We start from the raw sequence: 23065 nt of genomic DNA on the forward strand, positions 1-23065 counted from the left end.
CAGGAGGGTGTCAACCAGTTGCGCCGTGAACCAGCACGCAGCACCGGCCTTCTGAAGGGTTGAGCTCCGCGCGCGCGTCGGGTGCTGAGCTGCCGTCGATCACACCCTCGACGAGCTGGAGGTTCAGCCCGCAGACCACCTCCAGGTGGTCCTTGGCCACCGAGTGAAACGGGCAGTTGCGCAGGGTGATACAGCCGTCGGCATCCGACTGGGGAAGATAACCGCAGTCGCGCAGCGCGACCACCACATCACCGCCGGCGTCGACCGCGGCCTGGCGCCCGGTTTCGCGGGCGGCCGTGCCCAGGGCCGAGCGCACCGCGCCTCCGGCGTCCTGCTCGATTGACGAGACCAGCAGCCGAGCGAGCAGCAGATAGTCGCGCGGTGGAACGCTGACCACGATCTCGTCGGCGGTCCTGGCGTAGAGCTTGGCCGGCCGTCCGGCGCCGGGACCGCCACGGCCGGCGGGGCGCTGATAGCTGACGGTCAGCAACCCACCGTCGGCGAGTTTGTCCAAGTGATAGGCGGCCAGGGTGCGGCCGATGCCGACCGCCGCGGCGGCCGCCTCCCTGGAGACCGGCTCGTCGTGCTCAACGACGAACTCGTACAGCCGACGGCGAATCGGATCGTCCAGGCTGGTCAGCGCCGCCAAGGAGGCGGGGTCAGCGAACTGTGAGACCACGTCGAAATTCTATCACCAAAAACTCTTGACAAACCGCCGCCGAAGGTGTGCTCTAAAAGACATAACATTTATTTATAGAAAGGAACGGCACCATGACCACCTCGAATGCGCCATCAACCGACCACTCGGCGAGCCCGCTGCTGCGCGCCCGCACCGATCCCGTCTACGCGGCCTACCTGATCCTGCGGATCGGGTTCTCAGTGCTGCCGATCGTGATGGGCCTCGACAAGTTCACCAACGTACTGACCGACTGGGAGGGTTACCTCGCGCCGTGGATCGTCGACATCAGCCCGTTCACCGCGCACCAGACGATGTTGGTCGTCGGCGTGGTCGAGATCGTCGCCGGCATCGCGGTCGCGGTCAAACCGCGCTACGCCGCGTACGTCGTCGCCCTCTGGCTCGCGGGCATCATCGTCAACCTGGTCACCTACCCCGGGTTCTACGACGTCGCGTTGCGCGACTTCGGCCTGCTGCTGGGTGCGTTGACGCTGGGCCGGCTGGCCTCGATTTACGACGCGCCGCTGCACACCCGGGCCAGCCGTTGAATCAGGCGCCGACCGCCACGGACGAGAAGAACGCCCGCTCGTCGCCGCGGAAGGTGCGCGTGCCACCGGTGACGGTGACTGTGGCACGGGCTCGGATATCCGTCGAGCTCGTGCCCACGCTCAACTCCACCGGACCCGGCTCCACGACGAGTTCGCCCGAAACCCCGGTATAGGCAAGAACACTCAACGGCAGCGTGAACGTTACCGACTTCGACGCACCCGGCTCGAGGTCGACACGGGTGAAACCGACGAGCTGTTGGGCGGGCAACGTGACACCGGTCGCGGTGTCGGCGGCGTACAGCTGCACGACATCGGACCCGCGTCGCTGCCCGGAGTTGGTGATGGCGACGGCCGCGGTCACCGCGCCGCCCGCATCGACGGTGTCGCTCGCGAGCTCCAGCGGACCGTAGGCGAACGTGGTGTAGCTCAGGCCATGACCGAATCCGAACAGCGGCGTGGCCGCCATGTCGAGATAGCCGCTGTGGGGGTCGGCGTCGGTGCGTCGGTAACCGCTGCCGGTCTTCTGAGCGTGATGAATGGGCACCTGGCCGACATGTCGCGGCATCGTGAACGGAAGCTTCCCAGCGGGATTCGTGATTCCGAAGATCGCGTCGGCGATCGCGGTCGCCTGATACGGGCCGGCGTAATACGCGGTCAGCACCGCGGGCAGTTCGTCGATGAGGCCGTCGAGTGCATACGGCCTGCCCATCGACAGCACGGTGACGGTCGGCTTGCCCAGCGTGCTGACCGCCTCGATCAACGCCACCTGCTGCGCGGGCAGTGCGATGTCGGCGGTGTCCGACCCCTCCCCCTCGGTGCGCTGACCGGACCACGACGATCGTCCGCCGACCGCCAGAATGACGGCGTCGGCATCCCCGGCCGCGGCGATGGCGGCCCCGATGTCAACCGGTTCGGTCGGGGTCACACCCGTGCCGGCGACGGCGAGCACCTCCGCATGCGGCAGCAACTCTCGGACGGCGTCCGCGAGCGAAACGGCCGAGTAGTTGGACTCGATATAGGCGCGCCGGTCGGTCGCGAACACCGGCCCGAGTTCACTCGCGATCGCCATGAGCGCTTCATGTGGAACCTCGCCGCCGAGTTCCATACCCGCCATGGCGATCTCGCCACCGGTGGCACGGACCTCGAACATCTTGACCGCGTCGGCGAACGTGTAGGTCGAGAACCCCGCAGCCACATCATCGGCGTGGGGGCCGATGACCGCGACCCGCCCCAGGTCTCGGCTCAACGGCAGCAGGTCGCCGTCGTTTTTGAGGAGCGTCACGGCCCGCCCGGCCAGCCGGGCCGAAAGATCGGCGCCCTCACGCGCGACGGTGTCGATGACGATCGGGTCCTCGGCGACGTACGGATCGTCGAAGAGTCCGAGCGCGAACTTGTCGCGCAGCACCCGCAGGACGGACCGGTCGAGCACCGACTCAGCGACCCTGCCGTTGCGCACGGCATTCGCCAACACCTCGCCGTAGCCGAAGACTTCTGGAGTCTCGACGTCCATCCCCGCCACGAGCGTGAGAACACCGGCGTCCTCGGCGGTTTCGGCCACCCGTTGCCGCGTCTGCAGGAAGCCGACCGCGACATAGTCGGAAACCGTTGTCCCGGTGAAACCCAGCTTGTCGCGGAGCAGGGCCGTCAACACCGCGTGCGAGGCGGAGACCGGCACACCGTCAAACTCGCTGTAGCTGGGCATCACGCTGGCCAGCCCCGCCAACCGGATGGCGGCCTCGAACGGCCGGGCGTAGACGTCGTAGAGTTCGCGGGCCCCGATCGCGGTCGCCGCCATGTTCTGCCCGCCCTCGGTGACCGCATAGCCGATGAAGTGTTTACCGGTCGCGGCCACGCCACGCACCAGGTCGTGCGACTGCAGACCTCGTGTGTAGGCAACACTCATCGCACTGACGAGATAGGCGTCCTCGCCGAACGTCTCGCTGATCCTGCCCCAACGGGCATCGCGAGCGATGTCCATCACCGGCCCCAGCGCATGGCGCAGGCCGACCGACCGCAGTTGGCGGCGAATGAGACCCGTCATCTTTTCCACCGCCTCGGTGTCCCACGTCGCGGCCATCGCGATCGGAGTTGGGAATGCGGTGAAGCCGGGCGCCACGACACCGGTCATCGCCTCGTTGTGGAATATCGCGGGAATCTTCAGCCTCGTCTCGGTCACCAGGTAACGCTGAATCGCGTTGGTCGCCTTCGCGAGAACTTCGGGTGCCTTGTGTCCGATCAAACCCAGAGCACAGACATGCCCGATGCCGTTTCCGAGCAACGCGTCGAGCCGGCTGCGGTTGATTCCCTCCGGGGTGAAGAGCGCCAGCGGGAACACCGAGGACAGCTGCATCGCCTTCTCGTCGACCGTCATCTGGCGCAACAGGCCGTGCGCACGGGTCATGGGATCCGTCATCGCTGTCGTTTTCACTCCTCCAATCGGCTTGCGCGTCTGGCTCCCCGCAGCGCAGCGATGGGAACGATGAAATACACCGCGATCACCAGGTAGCCGAATACGGCAACGATCGGAAAGAACAGCCCGACCCCGATGAACACGGCATATCCGGCCAGCCCCGGGGTGAGCCTATTGGTGATGAGCCTGACGTCCGCGTCGGCCACTTCGGTCCGAATCAAGCGCTGCCACACCGCATAACGCCATATCAGCGATACCACTGCCGACACCAGAAACAAGTTGATGCCGTAGACAGTCACCGCCACCCGTTCGGCATCGCTTTCGCCGATGTAGTCGCCCAACAGCCGAGTGGGGAACGGAAGGAATGAAACGAGCATCAGTAGCAGCAGGTTCAGTCGGATGAGCGCGGCGGTGGCCCGATTCAGGAACTCGGTGATCACCGTGTGTTCGAGCCACACCGCGCCGATCGTCGAGAAGCTCACCAGGTAGGTCAGATACGACGGCCACTGGCGGACCACGGCGCCCAGCAGGTCAGCCGCCGAGTCGTCGGGCACACCGATCTCGAGCACCAGCAGTGTGATCGCGATGGCGAACACACCATCGCTGAACGCTTCCATCCGGGTCGTCCGGTATCCAAAGGGCCGAGCAGCCTCGGCCCGTTCAGCCGCCACAATGGTTCAGTATCACTCCCGCGACGGACCGGCGGAGCGATACCGCGTGTACGGCGGCAGGGACTTTGGTCCTCGATTCCACAGGCCTTGGACCCACGACGAGCGCGGCCGACCGTTCCTACACTGCGGCCATGACCTATGTGATCAGCAGTGCGTGTGTGGACGTGATGCACAAGTCCTGTGTCCCCGAATGCCCGGTCGATTGCATCTACGAAGGCGCAAGGTCGCTCTACATCAATCCCGACGAGTGTGTGGACTGCGGCGCGTGCAAGCTGGCGTGCGAAGAGGGTGCGATCTACTTCGAAACGGATCTGCCCGACGACGAGCACGGCCACCTCGCCGACAACGCCGCGTTCTTCAACGGGGTCCTGCCGGGCCGCGACGCGCCCCTGGGTTCTCCGGGCGGCGCTGCCAAGCTCGGCCCGGTCGGCGCCGACGCACCCCTCGTGGCGGGCATGCCGCCGCGCTGACCACGGGCGAAGTAGGGACCTAAGGCCCTACTGCCACATCCGCCGGTCGCCGACAGTAAGGGTATGGAGCAGCTCACCACACTGGACGCGGGATTCCTACACGCCGAAGACTCCGACCCTCACGTGAGCCTTGCGATCGGGGCGATCGCCGTGCTCGCCGGGCCGATGCCTGAATTCGATTCCCTGGTCGCCGATCTCACCGAACGCGTGATGGCCGTCCCGCGCTTCCGGCAGATCCTGCGCACCCATCCACTCGACCTCGGCGCACCGGAGTGGGTGGAGGACGCGGGGGTCGACGTCTCCCATCACATCCGTCGGGCGGCGCTGCCCCGCCCCGGCGACGATGCCGCGCTGTTCCGCTGGGCCGCCGAAGTGATGGAGCGGCGTTTGGACCGCGACCGGCCTCTGTGGGAGTGCTGGGTCGTCGACGGCCTGGCCCACAACCGGTGGGCGATGCTGATGAAGATCCACCACTGCATCGCCGACGGGGTCGCGGCCACGCATCTGCTCGCCCATCTGTGTGACGGACAGGGCACCGAGACGTTCGCGACGGCGCTCAGCGGCGCCCAACCGAGGCCGAAACCCTGGCGCCTGCCGGCTCTTTCGCTCAATCCGGTCGACTGGATGGCATCTGCGTGGCGGACATCTCGCGACATGACCACCACCGCGACCCAGGCACTGCACGGGGCCGTCGAGATCGCCGGCGGGCTGCTGCGGCCGGCCTCCCCGTCGTCGCTGACCGGTCCGGTGACCGACATGCGGCGCTACGCCTCCGTCGAGGTTTCGCTGCCGGAGGTGCAGCACATCTGTGAGCGGTTCGACGTCACGGTCAACGATGTAGCGCTGGCAGCGATCACCGACAGCTTCCGCACCATCCTGCTGCGCCGCGGCGAGAACCCCCGGCGCACGTCGCTGCGCACCCTGGTGCCGGTGTCGGTGCGGTCCGCCGATGCGGCGGGCGAACCCGACAACCGGGTATCGGTGATGCTGCCCTACCTCCCCGTCGAGAAGGACGACCCGATCCAACAGTTGCAAACCGTGCACGCACGACTGGGCAAGTCCAAGGCGAGCGGACAGCGCGAGGCGGGAAACCTCTTCCTCACCGCGGCCAACGCGATTCCGTTCCCGCTGACGGCGTGGGCGGTTCGGGCCCTGACCCGGCTCCCCCAGCGCGGCATCGTGACACTGGCCACGAATGTGCCCGGCCCCCGCAAGCGGATGCGGCTCAAGGGGCGCGAAGTCATTCGGCTGCTGCCGATTCCGCCACTGGCACTTCGACTGCGAACCGGCATCGCGATCCTCAGCTACGCCGACCACCTCGCGTTCGGCATCATCGGCGACTACGACGCCGCACCCGATGTCAACGAACTCGCCGACGGCATCCAGCGCGCCGTTGCCCGCCTGGCCGACCTGAGCAACGGACACTGGCGTTGCACACCGGTCGGCACCCTCGCTCTGGTCCAAGGAGGCTGATGACGATGACCAAAGGTCAGGAACTGGAGACCCTCAACCGCAGGCAGTGTCTGGACCTGCTTGGCGGCGTACGGGTGGGCAGGCTGGTTTTCACCGAGGACGCATTGCCCGCGGTGCAGCCGGTGAACTTCCGGCTCTGGAATGACGACGTGGTGATCCGGGTCGCGGGCGGACCGAAGTTGGCCGCCGCGACCGACAACCAGGTCGTGGCCTTCCAGGCCGATGAGCTCGACGCCGACCTGCGGACCGGTTGGAGCGTCACCGTCGTCGGGCACGCCGAACCGATCACCGACGTCGACGAATTGGTGGAGTTGTCAGGAACATTCCTGCAGCCGTGGGTCGACGGTCGCCGGGACCACTTCGTGCGGATCCGCACCGAGAAGATGACCGGCCGCCGGTTTCGCGAGCGCGGCCTCCCGCAGTACCGGAGCACCGACCATGATGCCGTCACATCTTGAGACCGAGAAGCCGGCCATGCCCACGACGGTCGACATCGAGGTCGTCGTCAACGCGGTCGAATTGGCGTGCCGGGCCCCGTCGCTGCACAACAGCCAACCGTGGCGATGGGTGATCGGCAAGACCACGATCGAGCTTCATGCCGACCGCTCCCGGGTGATCCGCTCGGCCGACAGCTCGGGGCGTGAGGCCCTGATCGCCTGCGGTGCAGCGCTCGACCACTTTCGCGTCGCGATGGCCGCCGCAGGCTGGGACACCTCGGTCGAGACGTTCCCCGACCCGGACAGGCCCGAGCATCTCGCGTCGGTCCACGTCTGCGCCCCGACGCCCGTCACACCGAGCGCACGGGACCGCGCCGACGCCATCCTGGCCCGCCGCACCGACCGTCTGCCGTTCCGGGCGCCCGACGACACCCTCGACGTCGTGCTGTCGAACCGACCCGAGGGAACCTTCGTCGACACGTTGCAGGCCGCAACGCATCCCGAGCTGGCCGAGGCGTCCCGGCTCACCGAGTCGCTGCGTTCGCACGACGATCGCTACCACGGCGAATTGCAGTGGTGGACCACGCCTTTCAGGCTCTCGGAAGGCATTCCGCCCAGCGCACTGGTGTCGGAGTCCGAACGGCGGCGCGTGGGCGTCAACCGGAGCTTCCGGCCCAGCGGTCACCTCGACCGCCGAGGCGGAACCGCGCTCGACGAGGCGGACATCGTCGTGCTGTCGACGCCGGCGGACACCCGCGAGGACGCGTTCACCAGCGGTCAGGCGCTGTCCACGGTATTGCTCGACCTCACGGCCGCCGGGTTGGCGACCTGCACGATGACACATCTCACCGAAGTGGAGGCCGGACGCGACGCCGTCCGCCGGCTGACAGGACGCGACGCGGTCCCCCAGGCCTTGATTCGGGTGGGCAAAGCGCCGACGATCGAAAACACGCCGGCACCGACACCGAGACGGTCGGTGCGGGAAGTGATGGAGATTCGCCGCTGAGGCGCTGATCGGAAGGGCTCACATGGTCACGGTCTTCCTGGTCGACGACCATGAAGTCGTCCGCCGCGGACTGGTCGACCTGCTCGGATCGGACCCCGAACTCGAGGTGGTCGGCGAGGCCGGATCGGTCGCCGAGGCGATGGTCAGGATCCCCGCGGTCCGGCCCGATGTCGCCGTCCTCGACGTCCGGCTTCCCGACGGCAACGGAATCGAACTGTGCCGCGATCTGTTGTCCGATCTGCCCGACCTGCGCTGTCTGATGTTGACCTCGTACACCTCCGACGAGGCCATGCTGGATGCGATCCTGGCAGGCGCCAGCGGGTTCGTCATCAAGGACATCAAGGGCATGGAGCTCGCGCAGGCGATCAAGGATGTCGGCGCAGGCAGATCGCTTCTCGACAACCGCGCTGCGGCGGCGCTGATGGCAAAGTTGCGCGGCTCGGCCGACCGCAAAGATCCGCTCTCCGGGTTGACCGACCAGGAGCGCACGCTGCTCGGGTTGCTCGGCGAAGGCCTGACCAACAGGCAGATCGCCGCACGGATGTTCCTGGCGGAGAAGACCGTCAAGAACTATGTGTCACGGTTGCTCGCGAAACTCGGTATGGAGCGCCGGACGCAGGCCGCGGTGTTCGTGTCCAAGCTGGACCGCCGGCAGGACTAGTCCAACCACTCGACCATATCGGCCAGCGCGCGCCGCGGCGTGGACGGCAGCGGGTCGGCGTTCACCGGCGCCCAACCCACGCGCAACAGCATCTGAGGGTAGCCGTAATCGCCGAAAACGTCCTCCCGCACGGCTTCCCGTGTCTCGACGATCTCCAGCGGTTCGGTCACCGGACAGCTCGCCAGGCCCAGCGCGGTCGCCGAGAGCAGGACGAGGCTGCAGGCCTCACCGGCGCGCAGCCGCGCCAACGGCGTGTCGTCCTTCGTTCCCAGCGCCAGCACCGTCGCCGAGTCGTCTTCAGGTGACGCGTCGGGCGGCTGGGCAAGGGCGGGGCCGGCGAAGTGCCTGGCAGGTATCGCTGCGTGGGGATCCGACAGTGGGGTGTTCCTGGCGGGCACACCGGCCACCGACGCGTGCCGTCCGCTCCATGCGGTCAACTCGCGCAGATACGCGTCGTCGGCGGCGTGCTCCCGGACCGCTTGCGCCACAACATGTTGCAACTTGGGCAGTTGTGCGACTTCCCTGAGCATGACGCCGTAACGCGCCGCCCTCGCACCCATCAAGGCGATGTCGGCCTCCGGGACGGACCAGGAGTTGTAGAGGCGACGGTCGGTGCGGCGCCTCGGGATCGCCGCCGCCAGAACGATGTCGAGTTCGCCTGCCGGCTGAGGGCTCAGCTCGATGGCGGCCAGGTGCTGCGGTTCTGCCGGGTTGGGGAACCGGTGAACCCGGGCGTGCCAGCCGAGCGCCGCCAGCGCGACGACGGCGTGGTGCAGGGCGATCCCGCAACTGAGGTGCAGGTCGCGGCTGTCCGGATCGGCATTGGGTAGCCGACGGTCCAGATCGGCGTACAGGTGCAGGCTTTCGTCGCCCACCCGCCACTGCCACGGCTGCGAGTTGTGGATGGAGGGCGCCCTGGTGGCCAGCGACAACGCGGTCCGCACGGTGTCCCGGTCGGGGAAGTGAGCGTTCATGGCGGTCCTGCTCTCCTGTGTCAGTGTTCCTGTATCCACAGTGGCCGCAACGCAGGGTCTGCAGCTAGTGACGAAGGTCCCCGATGCGAGGGGACGAGGTCGACAGTCAGCCGGCGATCGACAGCGCGATGCCGTCGAGGATGTCGTGCTCACTGACCGTCAGCTCCTCGATACCCGCCCGCTGTTGCAGTGCGGCGGCCAGCTCCTCGACGATGATCGCCCCGCCGCCGATGACGTCGACGCGGCCCTCATGCATCGGCCCCAGCTGCGCGCGTTGGGCTCGCGGCATCGCGATCAGCCCCTCGCACACGTTCAGCAGTTCGCCGAACCGCACACGGGACAGGTGAATCGCATCCGAGTCGTAGACGGGCATCTTCTGCGCCAGCGCCGACAACGTCGTCATGGTGCCTGCCACTCCCACCCAGGTGCGGGCCTGGTCGACGGGCACCGCCCGAAAAGCCTCGTGCAGCCCCTCTCGCACCACGTCACGAGCCGCAGCGATCTCCTCTGCGGTCGGCGGGTCCGAGTGCAGGCAGCGTTCGGTGAGCCGGACGCATCCGATGTCAGCCGAATAGCCTGCGGTCATCTCGTCGCTACCGAGCACCACTTCGGTAGACCCGCCGCCCAAGTCGACGACCACGAAAGGCGCTGCCGCCGAGTCCAGTTCGCCGACCGCACCGTTGAACGACAACGCGGCCTCTTCGGCGCCGGTGATCACCTCGGCGACCGCACCGGACACAACGGCGCCCAGCACCTCGGCCGTCATCGCGAAGAAGACCTCGCGGTTCGCGGCATCCCTGGTCGCCGAGGTCGCCACCATCCGGACGTTGTCGACGCCGTGGTGGCGCATCAGGTCGGCGTAGTCGGCCAACGCCGACTCCGTGCGCGACAGTGCCTCCGGCGCGAATTGTCCTGTGGCGTCGACACCTTGACCCAATCGGACGATGCGCATCTCGCGGTGCACGTCGGCCAGCCTGCCATCGACCTGGTCGGCGATCAGCAGGCGGATCGAGTTGGTACCGCAGTCAATCGCGCCGACCCTACTCATGGGCCCACCTTTCGGAATCGATGATGCCTTCCATCGCGGGATCGTCGGCCAGCGCCGCCAGCGCTTCGTCACCGAAAGGATTGACGCCAGGACCCTTCGCCAGCGAGTGGGCGATCAGCACGTGCAGGCACTTGACCCGGTCCGGCATGCCGCCACCGGAGAACGTCGTCCCGAGAGGTTCGATCGCGTCGCGCTCGGCGAGATAGGACTCGTGCGCCTTGCGGTACGCCCGCGCCAGGTCCGCGTCGATCTGCAGCCGCGCGGTCATCTCCCGCATCATGCCCGACGATTCCAGCCTGCTCGCGGCGGCGGTCAACACCGGGTGGGTGAGGTAGTACAACGTCGGAAACGGCGTGCCGTCAGGCAGTTTCGGCGCGGTCTTGACGACGCCGGGCTCACCGTTGGGACACCGGTAGGCGATCTGGAGGACACCGCGCGGCGCGCGTCCGAGCTGGCGCTCGACGGCGTCGAGGTCTGCGGGGTCAACCACCGGGAGCGGGCGGGGCCGGAGGCGGCGGTGGGGGCGCACCGGGTGTGGCCGGTGGCGCTCCGGGCAGTGGACCGGGTGTGATCCCATGCGGCTCATCGGCGATCGTGTGCCACAGCGCGGTGTACCACGGCTGACCGCGGTTGACGGCTTCTGGTTCCTGATCGGGTGTGCCGGGCACCACCGCACCGGGAGGCAGCTGCACCTGGTACGGAATCTCGCCGGGCATCACGAAACCGAGCCGTTCGCGGGCCTGCGCGGCGATGAACACCGGGTCGGCCAGCTTCACCTTCTGCTGTTCGAGCTCGGCGATCTGGGCCCGCAGTTGCTGTTCGGTCGCTTTGAGTTGCTTCATCTCCGTGCGCTGTGCGAAATAGGTGCGGACCGGCCCGGCGATCGTCAGCGTCAGCACGCAGACCACCACCGCGAGGATGGCCGCGCGCCGGGCCGCGGACCCGAACCGTTGCTCGGACTGTTGCTCGGCCGATTCCGCGATGGCGCGCCGGATGACGACGCCGGTTTCCTGGGATTTGGTCGGGGCCTCGGCCGCTGCCTCGGTCGCGGGCCGCGAGTCGGTGGTACGGGGCTCGCGGCGTGCGGCGACCCGCGGACGGCCCTTCCCCGCACCGCCTGCCTTGCCCGACTTCCCGGGTCGGGAGGTCGGTGACCGGCGCTTGGGGTCGGGCCGTTTCGCTTCGGGCACGGGCCGTTACCGGGCTATCTGGCTTCCATGGCGAACCGCGGGAAGGCGAGGTCGCCGGCGTAGCGGGCGGCGTCGCCGAGGTTCTCCTCGATGCGCAGCAGCTGGTTGTACTTGGCGACGCGCTCGCTGCGGGCCGGCGCGCCGGTCTTGATCTGGCCGCTGCCCACCGCAACCGAGAGGTCCGCGATCGTCGTGTCCTCGGTCTCGCCGCTGCGGTGGCTCATCATCGTGCGGTAGCCGCTGTTGTGGGCGAGCGCCACCGCATCGAGCGTCTCGGTGAGCGTGCCGATCTGGTTCACCTTCACCAAAAGTGCGTTGGCGGCGCCCTTTTGGATACCGTCCTCGAGTCGCTCCGGGTTGGTGACGAACAGGTCGTCGCCGACGAGTTGCACGCGATCCCCGATGGCCGACGTCAGCGCGACCCAGCCGTCCCAGTCGTCTTCGGACAGCGGGTCCTCGATCGACACCAGTGGATAGGCGTCGAGCAGACCCGCGTAGAAGGTGCCCATCTGCTCGGCGGTGCGCACCTCGTTCTCGAACTTGTAGCCCTGACCGTCGGCGTAGAACTCGGTCGCGGCCACGTCGAGGGCGAGCGCGATTTCCGAGCCCGCCTTGAACCCGGCGGAGTCGATGGCCGACAGGATCAGGTCGAGCGCGGCGGTCGTGCCCGCCACGTCGGGCGCGAATCCACCTTCGTCGCCGAGACCGGTCGCCAGGCCCTGGGCCTTGAGCACCGACTTCAGCGAGTGGTAGACCTCCGTACCCCAGCGCAGCGCCTCCTTGAACGACGCCGCGCCGATCGGCGCGACCATGAACTCCTGCACGTCGACTCCGGTGTCGGCGTGTGCGCCGCCGTTGAGGATGTTCATCATCGGCACCGGAAGGATGTGGGCGTTCGGGCCGCCGAGGTAGCGGAACAGGTCGAGATCGGCCGCATGGGCCGCCGCCCGGGCCACCGCCAGCGAGGCACCCAGGATCGCGTTGGCGCCGAGCCGTGATTTGTCGGGTGTGCCGTCGAGGTCGAGCAGCGCCTGGTCGACGAGGCGCTGATCGTCGGCCTGCAGCCCGATGATGGCAGGGGCGATCTCGTCGAGGACGGCCTCGACCGCCTTCTCGACGCCCTTCCCGCCGTACCGTGAGCCGCCGTCGCGGAGTTCGACGGCTTCGTGCTCACCCGTCGAGGCGCCCGACGGCACGGCAGCGCGGGCGAACGACCCGTCGCCCAGCAGAACCTCAACCTCGACCGTCGGGTTTCCCCGGGAGTCGAGGATTTCTCGGGCTCCGACCTGATCGATAGTGGGCACTGGCGTCTCCTTGGTGTCCTCGGTGTGGGGGCGAGAAGTTTTCGCGTCAACCGACGAGCCTAGAGCCTTCCTATTGGGCAGGCGTGTCTAGAGGGGGTGCCCGTTGGCGTAAGCGGTCGCCCAGTCCCGCACGGTCCGCGCGTACTGGTCGGAATGGTTGTAGGCACGCAGCGCGTTCATCCATCCGCGCGGGGTGGCCAGGTCCTTGCCGGTCCAGCACAGATAGCCCGCTGCCGACAGCGCGGCGTCGTCCATGTTGTCGGCGCTGATCTGGCCGTCGTTGTTGGCGTCGACGCCGTAGTGGCCCCACGTCTCGGGGATGAACTGCATCGGGCCCATCGCGCGGGCATGCTTCGAGTCGCCGTCATGGCTGATCGCGGAGTCGTCGAAGATCTCGAGGTTGCCGTTGGTGCCGTCGAGCCAGACCCCCCGAATAGGTGGCTCGACGTCGCCGTTCGCGCCGATCGCCGCGCCGCGGTACGTGCCGTGGTGGCTTTCCACCTGCCCGATCCCGGCCAGCGTCGTCCAGGCCAGCTTGCAGTCCGGGTTCTCCACCTCCGCCACCCGGGCCGCATAGGCGTACGCCTCGAGCGCGGCGACCGGTATGCCCAGCCTGGGGGCGCGCTCGGCGGCCCATTCGTGCAGCTGATCGGCCGGGCGGCCCTTGGCGTAGGTGTCGATCTGGGGCACCGGGTCGCCCGGTGGCGGCGGTACGCCCTCAGGGATGGGCGTCCCGAGCTGCCACGAGCAGCTAGAAGCCAAGAGCAGCGCCGTCGCTCCTAGAACGGCGACAGCACGCAGCCAACGCACCGGCGACACCAAACTCCCTCAACCAACTTCGGTCGCTGCCCATGGTCCCACGTGTTCGGGACGTCGCGGCTCAGCGTCGGGAGCGATTCGGGTGCACAAATTCTTCACCGGGTCAGGACGCCGAATCGGCAACTTCGGCCTCAGCAGCATCATCGGCCACCTCTGCCTCTGTGGTCTCATCGGCGTCGTCATTGGTCTCATCTGATTCCATCGCGTCGTCCTCGCCGTCTGTTTCGTCCGCGCGATCGGACGGCCAGTGCGCGCGCCACTCGTCCTCGGTCACGGCGCCGAGTGGGCTGGCGTCGAGCTCCTCTGGCACATCGTCACCTCGACGGTCGACCGCGATCGCCCGCTCCGCGCGTCGCACCGTATCCATGAACTCCAAAACAGCCGAACGCAAGACGTTCTCGGCATCGCTACCCACCGCCACCGTCACCGACGTGACCGCATGGGGAATCAGGTCCGCAGGCAGCCCAGCGGCACTCACCCGCTCGATCACCTTCTGCGCCAACGCCAGAGCGGGTTGCGCGGTCGGCACGTCGTCCATCGTGGAATGCGCCCGCTTCGCCTTCTTCTCCAGCGCCTTGCGCTCCTCCCACTGGGCGAGCTGGTCGTCCAGCGAGATCGGCTCTCCGGCCAACACCGCGGGTACGCGGTTGCCCAGCTTGCGTACCAGCGCGTCGGCGACGTCGTCGATGCCGAACGAATTCTGTGGTGCGTCTTCGGCGATGCGGGCGTGAAAAAGGACCTGTAGCAACACGTCTCCGAGTTCGTCGCGCAGCGCGTGAGCGTCGCCGCTGTGCACGGCGTCGAAGACCTCGTAGGTTTCCTCGAGCAGGTAACGGCGAAGCGAGTCGTGCGTCTGCTCGCTCTCCCACGGCCCGGAGGTGCGCAGTTTGTCCATCATCGCGACGGCGTCGACCAGCCGCTCTCCCGGTGCGGCCTCGGGCGCCGAGATCACCCTGTCTCCGGCCGCCAACCGGGCCTTGACCGCGGGGTGCTCGGGATCCGAGGACAGCAGCACCGGCGCGTCCTCGCCGTCGTATGCCGGCCGCGCCGAGGGCAACGACCAGGGCACCTTGATCGGCATCTCCTCGGTGTACTGCACGTCGCCGGCCAGCAGGTCGATCGCGTCGATCGGGATCAGGGACGGGCGCCGGGGGTCGACCAAAACGACGGTCATCGGGCTACACCCCCTCACGCGTTTTGTCCGAATCGCTGACCTCGGTTATACCAACACCTCGTCCGCCCCCGAAGCGCGCAGAACCTGGCTCCCCCGCTTTCGTGCGCCCCGACCGGCGATGGCCGCCCTGCCTGGCGGCAGGACGGCCATCGTGTCCGTATCGGGTTGCTCAGGACACCGGCTCGAACGGCTCGTCCGGGAGGACCCAGTGGCCCGGCTTCTCATCGAAGAACGGGTTGACGATCCCGTTCACATCCGGAAGCTTCTTCAGCTGGCCGGGAGGGATTCCGTAGAACGGGTTGGGAACCCCGTTGATGAACGGCGAGTTCTTCAGCTGCCCCGGCGGGATGTGCCCGTTCGGGAGCTTGAAGTAGTTGTCGACCTCAGGGAACTGCACGTCGGGCAGGTCCACATCGGGGACGTTCACGCTCGGAACATCCACATCGGGCAGGTTCACCCGCGGAACATTCACATCGGGAACGTTCACAGCCGGCACGTTCACATCGGGCACGTTCACACTCGGAACATTCACGTCGGGAACGTTCACAGCCGGCACGTCGACATCCGGCGCGTGGACAGCCGGAATGTTCACATCGGGAACGTTCACGCTCGGAACAGGAACCGGAGGCGGCTGCGGGATGTTGATGTGCGGTTGCGCCTGTGCCAGACCTGCGCCCAGGCCAAGCGCGCCGAGTCCGAGTGCACCGGTCATCGTGGTGGTCACTGCCAGTTTCTTGAAGTCCATCGAAAACTCCTTCGCCTTGCGTCATCGCGACACGCACCGACTCCTCGGTCGCATCGTGTGATGTTCGGTTTAGGAAATTGCTTAACCACCTGTCGTAGGTGGTCGACGCCCTCGGTTTGGACGACTTCCCTCGGTCTAGAAGGCAAGCAACACCTTGACCCCCCGACGTGTTTGTCGCAACGGGTTGACGGTGCGTTAACAGCGCTGTTGGGTTCGGGCCGGGCGCGGCACCCTTGAAAACCCGCCTGACCAGGCGATCAGTCAGCCGAATTCGGGCTTGAAATGATGTCGACGCTGCCCTGTGGTTTCCCGTCCAAAGCCAAGATCAGGTCGGCGACCATCTGCACCAACTCGAGATCGCGGATCCGCGGTGCGCCGATGCCGTTACCGGCACGCGGGATCGGCACCTGCACCGTCGACGTGGTCGCCCGGTAACCGGCGCTCGGGTACATCCGCTTGAGCCGGAGTTGTTGCGAATCCATCAGCTGCAGCGGGGAGAGTCGCACCGTCGACTCCGACACCGAGCTGACTTCGGTGACGCCGTAGGCCTTCAACAGCAACCGCAGACGCGCGACGGCCACGAGGCGCCGCGCGGGTTCGGGTAGTGGACCGTACCGGTCGACGAGTTCTTCGATGACGGCGTCCACCGCCTGCTGATCCGCGGCCGCCGCCAGCCTGCGATAGCCCTCCAACCGGAGCCGGTCGCTGCCGATGTAATCCGGTGGCAGGTGCGCGTCAACGGGCAGATCGATTCGTACGTCCTTCGGTTCTTCCGGTGCGGCAACGGTTTCGCCGTCCGCGGCGGCCCGATAGGCCTCGACAGCTTCACCCACCAGACGCACATAGAGGTCGAAGCCGACACCGGCCACGTGTCCGGACTGTTCGGCGCCGAGCACGTTGCCCGCGCCGCGAATCTCCAGGTCCTTCATGGCCACTGCCATGCCCGCGCCGAGCTCGTTGTTCTGCGCGATGGTGGCCAGCCGGTCGTAAGCGGTCTCGGTGAGCGGAACCTCGGGCGGATACAGGAAATACGCGTAGCCGCGTTCACGGCTACGACCGACCCGGCCCCTGAGCTGATGCAACTGGGACAGACCGAAGGTGTCGGCGCGTTCGACGATCAACGTATTGGCGTTGGAGATGTCCAGGCCTGTCTCGACGATCGTCGTGCAGACCAGAATGTCGTATTCGCGATTCCAGAAACCCTCGACTGTGCGCTCGAGCTGTTCCTCGGGCATCTGGCCGTGCGCGACGACCACGCGCGCCTCGGGCACCAGTGCCGAAACCCGCGCGGCCGCTTGGTCGATGGTCCTGACCCGGTTGTGGATGTAGAACGCCTGACCGTCGCGCAGCAGTTCGCGGCGCAGCGCGGCGGCGATCTGTTTGTCGTCGTGGGGCCCGACGTAGGTCAGCACCGGATAACGCTCCTCGGGCGGAGTGAGGATCGTCGACATCTCCCGGATACCTGCCAGGCTCATCTCCAGCGTGCGCGGGATCGGGGTGGCGCTCATGGTCAACACGTCGACGTGGGTTCGCAACGACTTGATGTGCTCCTTGTGCTCGACGCCGAAACGCTGTTCCTCGTCGACCACGATCAGGCCGAGATCCTTCCACGTCACGCCCGTCTGCAGCAGGCGGTGAGTACCGATCACGATGTCGACGCTGCCGTCCTTCATGCCCTCGAGCACCGCGCGCGATTCGGCCGGGTCGGTGAACCGCGACAAGCCCTTGACGGTGACCGGGAACCCCGCCATCCGCTCGGAAAAGGTTTGAAGGTGCTGGTCGGCCAGCAGCGTCGTCGGCACCAGCACCGCGACCTGCTTACCGTCCTGCACCGCCTTGAACGCCGCCCGCACCGCGATCTCGGTCTTGCCGTAGCCGACGTCGCCGCAGATCACCCGGTCCATCGGGATCGGCTTTTCCATGTCGGCCTTGACCTCGGTGATCGCGGTCAGCTGATCGACTGTCTCGGTGAAGCCGAACGCGTCCTCCATCTCGGCTTGCCACGGGCTGTCGGGGGCGAACGCGTGGCCGGGCGAGGCCTGCCGCTTGGCGTACAAAGACACCAGTTCGGCGGCGATCTCGCGAACTGCGCGGCGTGCCTTGGTCTTTGTGTTGGTCCAGTCGCTGCCGCCCAGCCGCGACAGCGTCGGGGACTCCCCGCCGACGTAGCGGGACAGCTGGTCCAGCGAGTCCATCGGCACGTAGAGCTTGTCGGTGCCGCCACCCCGTTTCGAGGAGGCATATTCGAGCACCAGGTACTCGCGACGGGCGCCGCCGACGACGCGCTCGGTCATCTCGACGAACCGGCCGATGCCATGTTGGTCGTGCACCACCAGGTCGCCTGCGGTGAGCGCCAACGGGTCAACGACGTTGCGCCGCTTGGCCGCAAGCCTCTTGCCTTCGGTGGCGGTCGCGCGGTTGCCGGTGAGGTCGGTCTCGGTGATGATCACCAGATTCGCGCCCGGAATCACGACACCGTCGTGCAGTGGGCCCTTGAGCACACCGACGACGCCGTCCTTGAGCGAGCCACCGGGCTCCAAAAGTCCTGCCGGAACATCGGATTCGGCGAGCTGCTCGACGACGCGCTGCGCGGTGCCCGCGCCGGGCGTGACGACCGCGGCGCAACCGCCGGTCGCGACGTGGGCGCGCAGCATGGCGAAGATCTCGCCGATACTTGCTTGCGAACCGCGCGCCGACGGGGCGGGCCGGATGTCCACCTCGAATCCGGCTTCGTCGGACAGCTGACTCAACGTCCACCACGGATGTCCGCCCTCGCGGGCCGCGGCGCGCGCATCGTCGAGTTCGACGAACCCCGACGCGCCGAGCGACTCCAGGTCGATGGGTGCGTCGCCGCCCACCGCCGCCGTGGACCAGGACGCCTCCAAGAACTCGCGGCCCGTCTTGATCAGATCGGCGGCCCGGGTGCGGACCTTCTCCGGATCGCAGATCAACAGCGGCATGCCGTCGGGCAGCAGATCCGACAACGTCGACAGCGCGTCGGGACGCAACAGCGGGAGCAGGGCTTCCATCCCGTCGACCGGGATGCCCTCGGAGAGCTTGGCCAGCATGTCGGGCACGGTGCCGGGCAGGGTGTTCTCTTGAACGGGGTGCTCGCGGGCCAGTTCGACGGCGCGCTCGCGGACGTCGTCGGTCAGCAGCACCTCACGGCACGGAACGGCGATGACGGTTTCGACGTCGATCTCCGGGATCGACCGCTGGTCGGCGACCGCGAACATCCGCATCTCGGACACCTCGTCGCCCCAGAACTCGATGCGAACCGGATGCTCGTAGGTCGGGGGGAACAGGTCGAGAATGCCGCCGCGCACCGCGAACTCGCCGCGTTTGCCGACCATGTCGACGCGGGTGTAGGCGAGTTCGACCAGCCGGGCGATCAGACCGTCGAACTCCGCCTCGACGCCCACGCTCAAGGTCACCGGTTCGACGTCGGCCACGTCGGGCACCATCGGCTGCAGCAGCGACCGCACGGTGGTGACCACCACTTGCAGCGGCGGCCCGAGACGCGCGTCGTCGGGATGGGTCAGCCTGCGCAACAACATGAGCCGCGCGCCCACGGTGTCGACTCCCGGGGACAGCCGTTCGTGCGGCAGCGTCTCCCACGAGGGGAACATCGCGACGGTTTCACCGAACACGCCACGCAGTTCGGCGGTCAGATCGTCGGCCTCGCGCCCGGTGGCGGTCACGACGACCAGCGGAGACGCGTGCGCGATCGCGGACGCGACGAACACGCGGGCGGCGGCCGGGCCGACGATGGCGAGATCGGCGGGCTTGTCGGCGGCGCGGCGCGAGATCTCGGCGAGGGAGGGATCTCGTAGGGCCAGTTCGACGAGCCCGGCGATCGGGGTTGGGACGGACAGGGTCCCCGATGCGGTCATGATGCTTCCATCGTAGGCACGCGTCGAAAGGCTTGCCGCGACGAGGGTTTACGCAGATCCGCTGACGAGATCTACGTCACTCGTCGAGCAACGGCGGATCGTTCTCCAGATGCATCAGCCCGTTCCAGCACAGGTTGACCAGATGCGCTGCGACGACCTCTTTCTTGGGCTCGCGCACGTCGAGCCACCACTGCGCGGTCATCGACACCGAGCCGACCAACGCCTGGGCGTATAGCGGCGCCATCTCCGGGTCCAGTCCGCGGCGGGAGAAGTCGCCGGCCAGAATCGAGGACACCTGGTTGACGGCCTCGTTGAGCAGCGTCGAATAGGTGCTGCCGGAGGTGATCGACGCCGGGGAGTCGCGAATCAGGATGCGGAAGCCGTCGGTGCGCTCGTCGACGTAGGTCAGCAGGGCGAGCGCGACGCGTTCGATGCGCAGCCGCGAGCGGTTGTTGGTCATCCGGGTCAGCGACGAGGTGATCCCGTCCAGCAACGCCGACATCTCGCGGTCGACGACCACCGCGTAGAGGCCCTCTTTGCCGCCGAAGTGCTCGTAGACGACGGGCTTGGAGACGTTCGCGCGCTGGGCGATCTCCTCGATCGAGGTGCCCTCGTAGCCGCGCTCGGCGAAGAGCTTGCGCGCGACCTCGATGAGCTGGTGGCGCCGCTCGGCGCCCGTCATCCGCGCCCGCGGTGCCCTGACCTCCTTGTCGAGTGCTGCCACGGTCACCAGGGTAGATGCAGATGTAGTGGTCGGGCGGCGATCAGACGGCGAGGCGCCTGCCGTCGGGAACAAACGAAGAGGGGTCCGGCGATTGGACTAGCATCACGAGTTGTCCGATCCGTCGTGGTGTAATCGGCAGCACCTCTGATTTTGGTTCAGATAGTTCAGGTTCGAGTCCTGGCGACGGAGCAATTGGCCGCGATTGTGCGCTCACATGCGGCGTGACCGGCGTGTCGCGTATGAAACCGCACATCCGATAGGCAGGAGACCGGATGACGGCAGCCCCTGAAACCGCGGTGGTCGTGCTCGCGGCCGGCGCCGGAACCCGGATGCGATCCGACACCCCGAAGGTGCTGCACACCCTGGCGGGTCGCAGCATGCTCGCCCACGCCCTGCACGCGGTGGCCAAGGCGGCACCGCAGCACCTGGTCGTGGTGGTCGGCAAGGACCGGGAAAGGGTGAGGCCCGAGGTCGAGCGACTGGCCGCCGAGCTCGGCCGCCCGATCGACACCGCGACCCAAGAGCAGCAGCTCGGCACCGGACACGCCGTGCAGTGCGGTTTGGCGGCACTGGCGGCCGACTTCGCGGGCACGCTGGTGGTGACCTCGGGTGACGTGCCGTTACTCGACGCCGACACGCTGGCCGACCTGATCGGCACGCACAGCAGGCGGCCGACGGCGGTGACCGTGTTGACCACCACGCTGCCCGACCCGACAGGTTACGGCCGCATCCTGCGCACCCAGGACGGCGAGGTGATGGGCATCGTCGAACAGGCCGACGCCACCCCCGAACAGCGGGCCATCACCGAGGTCAACGCCGGGGTGTACGCGTTTGACGCCACCGCGCTGCGGTCGGCGCTGGGCCGCTTGAGCTCGGACAACGCCCAGCAGGAGCAGTACCTGACCGACGTCGTCTCGATCGTGCGCTCCGACGGTCTGGTCGTACGGGCCAAGCACGTCGACGACTCGATGCTGGTTGCCGGGGTCAACGACCGCGTGCAGCTGGCCGAACTCGGCGCGGAGCTGAACCGGCGCATCGTCGCCACGCACCAGCGGGCCGGGGTGACGGTGGTCGATCCCGCCACGACGTGGATCGACGTCGACGTGACCATCGGCCGCGACACCGTGGTCAAGCCGGGCACCCAGCTGCTCGGCGACACCCGCATCGGCGGGCGGTGTGAGGTCGGGCCCGACACCACATTGGCCGACGTCACGGTTGGTGACGGCGCGACCGTGTGCCGCACGCACGCCACCTCGTCGGTGATCGGGGACGGCGCGACGGTCGGGCCGTTCACCTACCTGCGGCCGGGCACCGTGCTGGGCGCCGACGGCAAGCTCGGCGCGTTCGTCGAGACCAAGAACTCGACGATCGGCACCGGCACCAAGGTGCCGCATCTGACGTACGTCGGCGACGCCGACATCGGCGAGCACAGCAATATCGGCGCGTCGAGCGTCTTCGTCAACTACGACGGCGAGACCAAGAGCCGCACCACGATCGGCTCGCACGTCCGCACCGGGTCGGACACGATGTTCGTCGCCCCGGTCACCGTCGGCGACGGCGCCTACACCGGGGCGGGCACCGTCGTGCGTGACGACGTGCCGCCCGGTGCGTTGGCCGTGTCCGCCGGCCCGCAGCGCAACATCGAGGGTTGGGTGACGCGCAAGCGGCCGGGGTCGGCGGCGGCACGGGCCGCGGAGCAGGCATCGGCCGGCGAGGGCGGGCAGGCTACGGACGACGTCGAATCCGGGTGAGCGGCCCCGACCGTTCACGATCTGGCCACCCGGGCACGGCCGGCGCGTCAAGCTACGTAGGATTAGCCGGTATCGATCCCCGACCTTGAGGGCGCAGTGTGGGCACCGAGTGGACCGACAATCGCAAAAATTTGATGCTGTTCTCGGGTCGGGCGCACCCCGAACTCGCTGAACAGGTCGCCAAGGAACTCGACGTACCCGTGACGGCGCAGACCGCGCGGGACTTCGCCAACGGCGAGATCTTCGTCCGGTTCGACGAATCCGTTCGCGGTTGCGACGCCTTCGTGCTGCAGAGCCATCCGGCGCCACTGAATCAGCACCTGATGGAACAGCTGATCATGATCGACGCGCTCAAGCGCGGCAGCGCCAAGCGGATCACCGCGATCCTTCCGTTCTATCCGTACGCACGGCAGGACAAGAAGCACCGCGGGCGCGAACCGATCTCGGCGCGGTTGGTCGCCGACCTGCTCAAGACCGCGGGTGCCGACCGGATCGTCACCGTCGACCTGCACACCGACCAGATCCAGGGCTTCTTCGACGGACCCGTCGACCACATGCGGGCGCAGAAGCTGCTCACCGGTTACATCGCCGAGCATTACTCCCACCACGACATGGTGGTCGTCTCCCCCGACTCCGGCCGCGTACGCGTCGCCGAGAAGTGGGCGGACTCCCTCGGAGGCGTCCCGCTGGCGTTCATTCACAAGACGCGCGACCCGCTCAAACCCAACGAGGTGGTGTCCAACCGCGTCGTCGGCGACGTGCGGGGCAAGACCTGTGTGCTGACCGACGACATGATCGACACCGGCGGCACCATCGCCGGTGCGGTCAAGCTGCTCAAGGCCGACGGCGCCGGCGACGTGATCATCGCGGCGACACACGGTGTGCTCTCGGATCCGGCCCGCGAGCGGTTGGCCGATTCGGGTGCCTGCGAGGTGATCGTCACCAACACGCTGCCGATCGGCGAGGACAAGCACTTCGCGCAGTTGACCGTGCTCTCGATCGCCCCGCTGCTGGCGAACACGATCCGCGCGGTGTTCGACAACGGCTCGGTGACAAGCCTTTTCGACGGGTCGGCATAGATGTCGGCCCCA

At 67.6% G+C, this 23065-nt stretch carries 21 protein-coding genes and 1 tRNA gene; 9 read left to right on the forward strand and 13 right to left on the reverse strand.

Features of this window, described 5'->3' with window-relative positions; translation table 11 throughout:
• Positions 1 to 10: 10 nt before the first annotated feature.
• Positions 11 to 679, reverse strand: a complete 669-nt coding sequence (locus tag A5790_RS15670) for a metalloregulator ArsR/SmtB family transcription factor (protein ID WP_066845880.1) — start codon at positions 677 to 679, stop codon at positions 11 to 13.
• 92 nt (positions 680 to 771) lie between these two features.
• Here A5790_RS15670 and A5790_RS15675 point away from each other — a divergent pair, with 92 nt between their 5' ends.
• A complete protein-coding gene (locus A5790_RS15675) occupies positions 772 to 1224 on the forward strand; it encodes a DoxX family protein (RefSeq protein ID WP_066845883.1) in 453 nt (150 codons plus the stop codon).
• Between the two features lies 1 nt (position 1225).
• Here A5790_RS15675 and A5790_RS15680 read toward each other — a convergent pair whose 3' ends face one another.
• Both A5790_RS15680 and A5790_RS15685 read right to left on the reverse strand, forming a co-directional pair.
• Positions 1226 to 3637, reverse strand: coding sequence for a beta-glucosidase (locus tag A5790_RS15680; RefSeq protein ID WP_066845886.1), 2412 nt, complete (start codon positions 3635 to 3637; stop codon positions 1226 to 1228).
• An 11-nt stretch (positions 3638 to 3648) separates the two neighbouring features.
• Positions 3649 to 4251, reverse strand: coding sequence for a TMEM175 family protein (locus A5790_RS15685; protein ID WP_066845889.1), 603 nt, complete (start codon positions 4249 to 4251; stop codon positions 3649 to 3651).
• Between the two features lie 185 nt (positions 4252 to 4436).
• Between A5790_RS15685 and fdxA the strand changes: the two genes are divergently transcribed.
• The 5 genes from fdxA (at position 4437) to A5790_RS15710 (ending at position 8352) form a co-directional block, all read left to right on the forward strand.
• Positions 4437 to 4775, forward strand: a complete 339-nt coding sequence (gene fdxA / locus A5790_RS15690) for a ferredoxin (RefSeq protein ID WP_066845891.1) — start codon at positions 4437 to 4439, stop codon at positions 4773 to 4775.
• 63 nt (positions 4776 to 4838) lie between these two features.
• Positions 4839 to 6248: a wax ester/triacylglycerol synthase family O-acyltransferase gene (locus A5790_RS15695; RefSeq protein WP_066845893.1), complete on the forward strand. Its 1410-nt coding sequence runs from the start codon at positions 4839 to 4841 to the stop codon at positions 6246 to 6248.
• A gap of 5 nt (positions 6249 to 6253) precedes the next feature.
• A complete protein-coding gene (locus A5790_RS15700; protein WP_066846076.1) occupies positions 6254 to 6706 on the forward strand; it encodes a pyridoxamine 5'-phosphate oxidase family protein in 453 nt (150 codons plus the stop codon).
• A 16-nt stretch (positions 6707 to 6722) separates the two neighbouring features.
• Positions 6723 to 7691, forward strand: a complete 969-nt coding sequence (locus A5790_RS15705; RefSeq protein ID WP_066846079.1) for a nitroreductase family protein — start codon at positions 6723 to 6725, stop codon at positions 7689 to 7691.
• 22 nt (positions 7692 to 7713) lie between these two features.
• Positions 7714 to 8352, forward strand: coding sequence for a response regulator transcription factor (locus tag A5790_RS15710; protein ID WP_064399579.1), 639 nt, complete (start codon positions 7714 to 7716; stop codon positions 8350 to 8352).
• Here A5790_RS15710 and A5790_RS15715 read toward each other — a convergent pair.
• The 10 genes from A5790_RS15715 to A5790_RS15760 form a co-directional block, all read right to left on the reverse strand.
• On the reverse strand, positions 8349 to 9326 hold the full coding sequence (locus A5790_RS15715; RefSeq protein ID WP_066845895.1) for an NAD(P)H nitroreductase: 978 nt from the start codon (positions 9324 to 9326) through the stop codon (positions 8349 to 8351). The genes A5790_RS15710 and A5790_RS15715 overlap by 4 nt on opposite strands.
• A 106-nt stretch (positions 9327 to 9432) precedes the next feature.
• Entirely contained in the window at positions 9433 to 10374 is a 942-nt protein-coding gene (locus A5790_RS15720) for a Ppx/GppA phosphatase family protein (protein WP_066845898.1), read from the reverse strand.
• The gene (locus A5790_RS15725; RefSeq protein ID WP_066845900.1) at positions 10367 to 10864 is read right to left on the reverse strand and encodes a DUF501 domain-containing protein; all 498 of its coding nucleotides are present in this window, start codon (positions 10862 to 10864) and stop codon (positions 10367 to 10369) included. The genes A5790_RS15720 and A5790_RS15725 overlap by 8 nt, the downstream gene beginning before the upstream one ends.
• A complete protein-coding gene (locus tag A5790_RS15730; protein ID WP_066845903.1) occupies positions 10857 to 11564 on the reverse strand; it encodes a septum formation initiator family protein in 708 nt (235 codons plus the stop codon). The genes A5790_RS15725 and A5790_RS15730 overlap by 8 nt, the downstream gene beginning before the upstream one ends.
• A gap of 14 nt (positions 11565 to 11578) precedes the next feature.
• Positions 11579 to 12868 (reverse strand): phosphopyruvate hydratase, encoded by a 1290-nt coding sequence (eno, locus tag A5790_RS15735; RefSeq protein ID WP_066845906.1) that lies wholly within the window; start codon positions 12866 to 12868, stop codon positions 11579 to 11581.
• Between the two features lie 87 nt (positions 12869 to 12955).
• A complete protein-coding gene (locus A5790_RS15740) occupies positions 12956 to 13687 on the reverse strand; it encodes a lytic transglycosylase domain-containing protein (protein ID WP_066845909.1) in 732 nt (243 codons plus the stop codon).
• A 103-nt stretch (positions 13688 to 13790) separates the two neighbouring features.
• A complete protein-coding gene (locus A5790_RS15745) occupies positions 13791 to 14861 on the reverse strand; it encodes a nucleoside triphosphate pyrophosphohydrolase (RefSeq protein ID WP_066845912.1) in 1071 nt (356 codons plus the stop codon).
• A gap of 169 nt (positions 14862 to 15030) precedes the next feature.
• The gene (locus tag A5790_RS15750) at positions 15031 to 15606 is read right to left on the reverse strand and encodes a hypothetical protein (protein ID WP_066845916.1); all 576 of its coding nucleotides are present in this window, start codon (positions 15604 to 15606) and stop codon (positions 15031 to 15033) included.
• 257 nt (positions 15607 to 15863) lie between these two features.
• On the reverse strand, positions 15864 to 19499 hold the full coding sequence (gene mfd / locus A5790_RS15755; protein ID WP_066845919.1) for a transcription-repair coupling factor: 3636 nt from the start codon (positions 19497 to 19499) through the stop codon (positions 15864 to 15866).
• A gap of 76 nt (positions 19500 to 19575) precedes the next feature.
• Positions 19576 to 20181, reverse strand: coding sequence for a TetR/AcrR family transcriptional regulator (locus A5790_RS15760; protein ID WP_064350709.1), 606 nt, complete (start codon positions 20179 to 20181; stop codon positions 19576 to 19578).
• 159 nt (positions 20182 to 20340) lie between these two features.
• On the opposite strand from A5790_RS15760, the gene A5790_RS15765 reads away from it, so the two are divergent.
• The 3 genes from A5790_RS15765 (at position 20341) to A5790_RS15775 (ending at position 23053) form a co-directional block, all read left to right on the forward strand.
• A tRNA-Gln gene (locus A5790_RS15765) sits at positions 20341 to 20412 on the forward strand.
• An 83-nt stretch (positions 20413 to 20495) separates the two neighbouring features.
• Complete coding sequence (glmU, locus tag A5790_RS15770) at positions 20496 to 21974, forward strand: bifunctional UDP-N-acetylglucosamine diphosphorylase/glucosamine-1-phosphate N-acetyltransferase GlmU (protein WP_066845922.1); 1479 nt, start codon at positions 20496 to 20498, stop codon at positions 21972 to 21974.
• Between the two features lie 98 nt (positions 21975 to 22072).
• Positions 22073 to 23053 (forward strand): ribose-phosphate diphosphokinase, encoded by a 981-nt coding sequence (locus A5790_RS15775; protein ID WP_064399569.1) that lies wholly within the window; start codon positions 22073 to 22075, stop codon positions 23051 to 23053.
• The last annotated feature ends 12 nt before the right edge of the window (positions 23054 to 23065 follow it).

Source organism: Mycobacterium sp. 852002-51152_SCH6134967, from assembly GCF_001667105.1.
Lineage (GTDB): Bacteria > Actinomycetota > Actinomycetes > Mycobacteriales > Mycobacteriaceae > Mycobacterium > Mycobacterium neumannii_A.